The 7,594-nt window shown below is 53.7% G+C and carries 5 protein-coding genes; 4 read left to right on the top strand and 1 reads right to left on the bottom strand.

Annotation, left to right across the window (positions count from 1 at the left end; translation table 11 throughout):
- Positions 1-285: 285 nt before the first annotated feature.
- From C7K55_RS07075 to C7K55_RS07090, 4 genes are read left to right on the top strand one after another with little or no spacing between them, the layout of a single operon-like run.
- Positions 286-1,995, top strand: coding sequence for a class I SAM-dependent DNA methyltransferase (locus C7K55_RS07075; protein WP_206603486.1), 1,710 nt, complete (start codon positions 286-288; stop codon positions 1,993-1,995).
- Complete coding sequence (locus C7K55_RS07080; protein WP_117434960.1) at positions 1,988-3,283, top strand: restriction endonuclease subunit S; 1,296 nt, start codon at positions 1,988-1,990, stop codon at positions 3,281-3,283. The genes C7K55_RS07075 and C7K55_RS07080 overlap by 8 nt, the downstream gene beginning before the upstream one ends.
- Entirely contained in the window at positions 3,283-6,399 is a 3,117-nt protein-coding gene (locus C7K55_RS07085; RefSeq protein WP_106502719.1) for a type I restriction endonuclease subunit R, read from the top strand. Before C7K55_RS07080 ends, C7K55_RS07085 begins: the two co-directional genes overlap by 1 nt.
- An 18-nt stretch (positions 6,400-6,417) precedes the next feature.
- Positions 6,418-6,795 carry a hypothetical protein gene (locus C7K55_RS07090; RefSeq protein ID WP_106502720.1) on the top strand — a complete coding sequence of 126 codons (378 nt, stop codon included), beginning with the start codon at positions 6,418-6,420 and terminating at the stop codon, positions 6,793-6,795.
- A gap of 11 nt (positions 6,796-6,806) precedes the next feature.
- Here C7K55_RS07090 and C7K55_RS07095 read toward each other — a convergent pair whose 3' ends face one another.
- Entirely contained in the window at positions 6,807-7,058 is a 252-nt protein-coding gene (locus C7K55_RS07095) for a helix-turn-helix domain-containing protein (RefSeq protein WP_106502721.1), read from the bottom strand.
- Positions 7,059-7,594 lie beyond the last annotated feature (536 nt).

Below are 7,594 nucleotides of genomic sequence, written 5' to 3' on the forward strand. Positions count from 1 at the left end.
GAGGCGCAATGGTTGCGCTCCTACCTGACCGCAGGTGCCGTCCAATGGTCACATCGGTTGCTGGATGCCACCTGAGCAGGCAACACGACTTGCCACACCCTGCAGATGCCATTACTTCCCTGGCACCCGTTGAAGTTCTGGCAGTTGATGCAGCGAGGAGCAGGTGACGCCATATGTGACGGTTGGGCAAGCGTCCATCGTAAATCCCGAGGGTTCTATGCAACCCCTGCATAACGGGCAAAACCCAGTTCAGCAGGCGAGAATGGTCGGAAGTGACAAGACCGTGTGACCGACTCAGCGACCTTCGCCACCCCTGAAGCAGGCGACGAAGAGACTGGTGAAGACCTGGGCGGTCTCGATGACCTGCTGGCATCGCTGCGGTCAGACGACGAACCAGCGCCCAAGCGAGGTCGAGGCAGAGCGAAGAAGGAAGCACCCGCCAAGGATTTCAAGGCAGTGCTCTGGGCGAGTGCCGACAAACTTCGTGCCCAGATGGATGCGGCGGAATACAAGCATCTTGTTCTGGGTCTGATCTTCCTCAAATACATCTCAGACACCTTTGCTGCTCAGCAAGGCAAGGTGCTTCAGACGGTTTCCAACCCCGAATCCGACTTCTACCTGGGGGATGACCCTGCTGATCACCAGGCAGCACTAGAAGACCGTGACTACTACACCCAGGAGAACGTGTTCTGGGTTCCTGCTGATGCTCGTTGGGAATCGCTACGGGCACGGGCGAAGCAACCCGATATCGGGCAACTGATCGATAAGGCACTGGTTGCCATCGAGAACGAGAACCCAACGCTGCGGGGCAAGTTGGATAAGCGGTTTGGCGCCGCCCAACTGGAACCAGGGCGACTTGGTGAACTGGTGGATCTGATCTCCACCATTGGATTTGCCGACGACCAGCGTTCAGGTGATGTGCTGGGTGAGGTCTACGAATACTTCCTCGGTCAGTTCGCCAGCGCAGAAGGCAAGAAGGGTGGTCAGTTCTATACACCTGCTCACGTCGTCAAAACGCTGGTTGCTGTGCTGGCACCTCATAAGGGTCGGATCTATGACCCCTGCTGTGGTTCTGGCGGGATGTTCGTTCAAAGCGAGAAGTTCATCCAGGCGCACGGTGGCAAGCGTGATGACGCCTCGATCTATGGGCAGGAGAGCAACCCAACCACCTGGCGCTTGGCAGCGATGAACCTGGCGATTCGTGGGTTTGCTGCGGATCTGGGTCAAGAACCTGCCGACACCTTTGCCAGAGATCAGTTCCCAGATCAGAAGTTCGACTACATCCTTGCCAACCCCCCATTTAACATTTCGGATTGGGGCGGGGAAAAATATGAGAGTGATCCACGCTGGGTTTATGGGAGACCACCTGTAGGGAATGCGAACTATGCGTGGTTACAACATATGCTCTGGAAACTACGCCCTGGTGGTGAAGCGGGTGTAGTGCTGGCAAACGGATCAATGAGTTCCAACCAAAGCGGTGAGGGGCAGATCCGTGAGGCGATGGTGCGTGGTGATGTGGTTGAAGTGATGGTGGCGCTGCCTGGGCAACTGTTTCTCAACACCGCCATACCTGTTTGCTTGTGGTTCTTGACCAATGACAAGACCCAGCGTGGTCGTGATCGTCGTGGAGAAACGCTGTTTATTGATGCCCGCCAGATGGGCACAATGAAGACCAGGGTTGAGCGGGTGTTGACTGACGAGGATATTGCCAAGATTGGAGACACCGTTCACGCCTGGCGTGGTGATGGTGAGGTGTCTGATGCTTATGAGGATGTTGCTGGGTTCTGCTACAACGCCAAGTTAGAGGAGATCGAGAAGAATGGATTCGTGCTCACGCCTGGTCGCTATGTGGGAGCAGCAGATATTGAAGATGATGGTGAGGGATTTGACGAGAAGATGAAGCGCCTCACTGGGTTGCTCAAGCAGCAGCAGGAAGAGGGAGTGAAGTTGGATCAGCAGATTGCCGAGAATCTAAGGAGGTTGGGGTATGAATGAAAATATAGTGGGGATGGCAACCCTTGGAGAATGCCTTGAATCCGTAGTGGATTACAGGGGCAAAACGCCGCCAAAATCTCCCTGCGGGATACCGACCATAACGGCAGCAAATGTCAAATCTGGAAGGATTGATATGTCGACTGTCTCATATGTATCCGAGAAGACCTACTGGGAATGGTCTACGAGGGGATTTCCAGAAGCGGCAGACGTTCTCATTACTACCGAGGCGCCCGTTGGAGAAGTTGCGCCTTTTCCTGGCGATCAGACATATTTGATTACAAGGCGTGTATTCGCAATGAGGGGAAAGAAAGGGTTGCTAGACAATGCTTACCTTCTTTATACGTGTCTCTCATCCATCGTTCAAGATGAACTTCAGTCGAGAATACGTGGGTCAACGGTTCCCAGAGTTCTAAAGACAGATATACTTGGTCTCCAGATTCCTCTGCCATCGATTGAGGAGCAAAAAGCGATCGCTCATATCCTCGGCACCCTTGACGACAAGATCGAACTGAATCGCAAGACCAACGAAACCTTGGAGGCGATCGCAAAGGCGCTCTTCAAGTCGTGGTTTGTGGATTTCGATCCAGTTAGAGCGAAGGCAAAAGGTCTCCCTACTGGATTGCCAGCAGAAATCAGCGACCTGTTCCCAGATTCATTTGAGGATTCGGAACTGGGTGAGATTCCGAGTGGGTGGGAAGTAAAGGCATTGGATGAAATCGCTCATTTTCTCAATGGTCTTGCTCTACAGAAGTTCCCTCCTGAAGACGGTGCCGCAACGCTTCCAGTGATCAAGATCGCTCAACTAAAGAAAGGTGATTCGACTGGGGCAGACAGGTGCTCCACCGCTGTTCCATCCGACTATGTGGTCAGAGATGGCGATATGTTGTTCTCCTGGTCTGGTTCTCTTGCTGTTGATATTTGGTGTGGTGGTGACGGTGCTCTCAACCAGCACCTCTTCAAGGTCACATCTAAGACCTATGCCAAGTGGTTTTTCTGTCTATGGGTGAAGCATCATCTTCCTGTATTTCAGGAAATCGCACAGGGGAAGGCGACCACGATGGGGCACATCCAGAGACATCACCTAAGTGAGGCAAAGGTTCTGATTCCACCGCCATCCCTTCTTGCTGCGATGGATTCAGCATTTACCGCTCTTCTGGATCGAGCATTTGGATTACGGAGGCAATCAAAAGATCTTGGATCGATCCGTGATGCTCTCCTCCCCAAACTCATCTCAGGGGAGATCCGCATCCCTGATGCCGAGAAGATGCTTGAGGAGGTTGGCGTCTGATGGCACTCATCACAGAAGACCATCTTGAGCAGCAGTGCCTTGAGTGGTTCAAGGAACTGGGATACGCCTATGCCTTTGCTCCTGAACTTGCCCCTGATGGCACCTCCCCTGAACGCACTGACTTCAGACAGGTCATCCTCACGGGGCGTTTGCGCTCAGCACTCCAACGCCTGAATCCAGAAGTTCCAGCAAGCACCATCGAATCAGCGGTGCTCCAACTGGCGAACCCCAACGTGCCTGGTCTGCTGGCATCCAACCGCAACTTCCACCGCTGGATGACCCAGGGATTACCCATCACCTATATGGATGGGAACCAGCAGGTCGGCATCCGCCTCAAGGTCATCGGTTTTGACGACCCTGCCTCCAATGACTGGTTGGTGGTGAACCAGTTGGCGATCCAGGGCACTAAGCACAACCGCCGACCTGATGTGGTGGTCTACGTCAACGGTCTGCCCCTGGCAGTGATCGAACTGAAGAATCCTGCCGATGAGAAGGCAGACATCTGGGCAGGGTTCAACCAACTCCAGACCTACAAGCAAGACATCCCCGACCTATTCACCCCAAATGTGCTGCTGGTGATTAGCGATGGCATCCAGGCACGGTTGGGGGCATTGAGTGCTGATCGGGAAAGGTTTCAGCGGTGGCGCACCATCGAAGGAGAGAACCACCTCGATCCGCTGGGTAATCACCGAGACCTGGAGACCCTGGTGCGAGGCATCTTCGATAAGGGGCGACTGCTGGAGTTCGTTCGTCGTTTTTGCCTGTTTGAGGAAGACGGGCAGATCATCAAGAAGATTGCTGCCTACCACCAGTTCCACGCCGTTCAAGCAGCAGTGGAGCGGGTGGTGGAGGCAAGCAGACCTGATGGCGACAAGAAGGGCGGGGTGGTCTGGCACACCCAAGGTGCTGGCAAGAGCATTGAGATGGCGTGTCTGGCGGGCAAGTTGCTCACCGATCCACGCTTGGAGAACCCCACCCTGGTAATGGTCACCGACCGCCAAGACCTGGATGGGCAACTGTTCGGGGTCTTTGCAGGAGCGGGTGACCTATTGGGTGAATCCCCCAAGCAGGCAGACAGTCGCCAAGAACTCAGGGATTTACTGGGCAACCGACCCAGCGGCGGCATCATCTTCACCACCATTCAGAAGTTCGCCACCGAACCTGATGAAAACAAGTTCCCTGCCCTGACCGAGCGCCATAACATCGTGGTGATCTGCGATGAGGCGCACCGCACCCAATACGGGTTCAAGGGTCGCTTCGACACCAAGACTGGGGAGATCAAATACGGGTTGGCAAAGGCACTCAGGGATGCCCTGCCCCAGGCGACTTTCCTTGCCTTCACGGGAACGCCCATCTCCCAAGACGACCGAGACACCCAAGCGGTCTTCGGGCACTACGTCTCTGTCTACGACATTCAGCAGGCAGTGGAAGACGGTGCCACGGTGCCGATCTACTACGAATCCCGCCTGGCAAAACTGGCGCTGAAGGAACCACTGCTGCCCCAAGTGGATGAGCAGGTGAATGAACTCTTCTCAGATGAAGACGACATTCCTGCTGCTGAACGGGCAAAGAGCAGGTGGGCAGCACTGGAAGCACTGGTAGGTGCTGAACCACGCCTGAAGCAGGTGGCAGCAGATTTGATTGCCCACTTTGAGCAACGCTCACGCACTCAACCAGGCAAGGCGATGGTGGTGGCGATGAGCAGGGATATCTGTGCTCGCCTCTATGAGGCAATCGTTGCCCTGCGCCCTGACTGGCACGACGACGACCCGAAAAAAGGTGCCATCAAGGTTGTGATGACGGCATCGGCATCGGATGAGCAATACCTCCAACCGCACCACACCACCAAGCAGCAGAAAAAGGATCTGGAGAAACGGTTCAAAGATCCTGCCGACTCCCTCAAGATCGTGCTGGTGCGGGATATGTGGTTGACGGGATTTGATGCTCCCTGTCTGGCGACGATGTATGTGGATAAACCGATGAAGGGGGCAAACCTGGCGCAGGCGATTGCCCGAGTCAACAGGGTCTTCAAAGACAAACCAGGTGGTCTGGTAGTCGATTACATCGGCATCGCCCCCCAACTCAAGGAAGCACTGGCGACCTACACAGCATCGAAGGGCAAGGGTGCTCCAACGATTGATACCAGTGAGGCGCTGCGGATACTCAAGGAGAAACTCCAGGTTGCCCGTGACCTGCTCCACCCCATCGACTGGAGTGGATTCATCGATCCCAAGACAGCATTGGCATTGCTGCCCAACTGCTTGGATCACATCCTGGCGATTTCAGATGGCAAGCAGCGGTATTGCGACACCGTGCTGGCAATGACGAAAGCATTTGCCTTATGCGGAACGCTTGATGAAGCGATGGAACTCAACGCTGAGGTGACCTTCCTTCAGGCGATCCGAGCACCACTGGTCAAAGGTGATGGAGATGGTGGAGGAGATGGTCGTGCCCCTAAAAATGTTGATTTTGAGTTGCGTCAACTAATGTCTGACGCTCTGGTAGCAGATGGAATCACTGATGTTTTCAAGGTGGCGGGTCTTGAAAAACCTGATCTCAGCATCCTGTCTGATCAGTTTCTGGCGGAGGTCAGCAAGATCCCCCAGAAGAACCTGGCGGTTGAACTGCTTCAACGGTTGCTAAGGGAAGAGGTTCAGACACGCTTCAAGACCAACGTGGTCAAACAGAAGCGATTCAGTGAACTGCTCCAGGCATCCCTGAACAAATATGCCAACCGTTCGATCGAAGCAGCACAGGTGATCGAAGAACTGATTGCGATGGCAAAGCAGTTCCGTGATGAAGCAGAGAAGGTCGAAGCGATGGGGTTGTCTGTTGCTGAAGTTGCCTTCTACGACGCCCTGTCGAACAACCAGTCAGCACACGACCTGATGGGGGATGAGGTGCTGATGAAGATGGCACGGGAACTGGCAGAAAAACTCAGGGGCAACCTCAGCATCGATTGGCAATACAAGGAAAACGTTCGGGCACGACTGCGAACGATGATCAAGGCATTGCTCAAACGCTACAAGTATCCGCCTGATCAGGAGGCAGCAGCGATTGATCTAGTATTAACCCAGGCGGAAACTATTGGCGAAGACTGGGCAACAACCCAGTGATCTCAACAAGACCGATCTATGTCTCAACAAAAAAAGGGTAAAGCAGAATTTGACACCTCTACAGCAATTAAAGAAATAGAAGAAAAGAAGGAGGCGCAACGCCTTAAGAGGGTAATGCGCGAGAAGGAAAAACTAAGACTAAAGAAAGAGGAGGAAGAAGGTGAAAGACTCGCCGAACAAGAAAGAAGATTACGCTTCTTTGAGGATGAGCGTTACTTCAGGTTGTCCTTGGTTGATTCCATTGTCACCCTTTCTCAAGAGGTCGAACAACTAAGAAAGTCAATGGAAAGCATAAAAGAGATGACAGAAGACGCAATAGAATTAGCAGTTTGCCTCGGCGATTCTGATCATCACGGTCTCGACGAAATTCGCTTTAAGTATAAAGGATATTCCTGAATCCTTAATGCCTACGCTTCAACAACCTCCAACAAATCCTCAATTCCACAATCCAGCACCGTCACTACCTTCCCCGCCAAATCCAAGGAAAGTGCTGACGCCGCTTTCTGATCGTTCCGTGCCAGTCGGGTGATGGTGGTTGCTGCCACCCCTGCCGCTACTGCCAGAGCGTTCATCGTGATTGCCTTTTCACCTGCCTCCGCACGACGCAGATTTGCCTTGGCAAGTGCCTTGGCGAGAGTGAGACGAACTTGCTTTGCCATAAGAAGCACAATACCTCAAGCACCCTAGAAGGGCAAAGCAGTTCCTGTTACCTATCCCACAGTGCCAAGCACAGATACCAGAGTGTCAGACGCCAAACCTAAGCACTGCTTGAACCACGACAAACCCCACCAGGGCGACCAAGGCAAGAAGTGATGGGAAACCAGTTGCGACCATACCGACTCCGTTTACGACCCCATTTCTAAAGCAAATCGGAAACGTTGCTGTAGCGATACATACAGAGAAATCCAACGAGGCATCTCGCAGGTTTCCAAGCGTAAAGCACCCTTTGCTCAGTCCCCTGTGCTATGATTACTGCGTTGAGGGCAAGAGGTTCAAAGAAACCCGCCCTCTCAATCCGCTCACCAGCAACCCACAGAGGTTCAGACCAATGCCAACCGATTTCTCCACCATTGACCTTGCAACCCTCAATGCCGCCCAGGGCGTGATGGTTGCCGCCATTCGTGACCGCTGCTGCCAGTGGGAACAGGATTCTGCTGATGCTGCTGCGGGCGGAAACCTCAGTGCTGCCTCAATG

The organism is Cyanobium usitatum str. Tous (genome assembly GCF_003011885.1).
GTDB classification, from domain to species: Bacteria; Cyanobacteriota; Cyanobacteriia; order PCC-6307; family Cyanobiaceae; genus Cyanobium_A; species Cyanobium_A usitatum.

Excerpts from the sequence above, each read along its gene's own strand:
- C7K55_RS07080 (WP_117434960.1), top strand. The coding sequence starts at position 1,988 with ATGAATGAAAATATAGTGGGGATGGCAACCCTTGGAGAATGCCTTGAA.
- C7K55_RS07085 (WP_106502719.1), top strand. The coding sequence starts at position 3,283 with ATGGCACTCATCACAGAAGACCATCTTGAGCAGCAGTGCCTTGAGTGG.
- C7K55_RS07090 (WP_106502720.1), top strand. The coding sequence starts at position 6,418 with ATGTCTCAACAAAAAAAGGGTAAAGCAGAATTTGACACCTCTACAGCA.
- C7K55_RS07095 (WP_106502721.1), bottom strand. The coding sequence starts at position 7,058 with ATGGCAAAGCAAGTTCGTCTCACTCTCGCCAAGGCACTTGCCAAGGCA.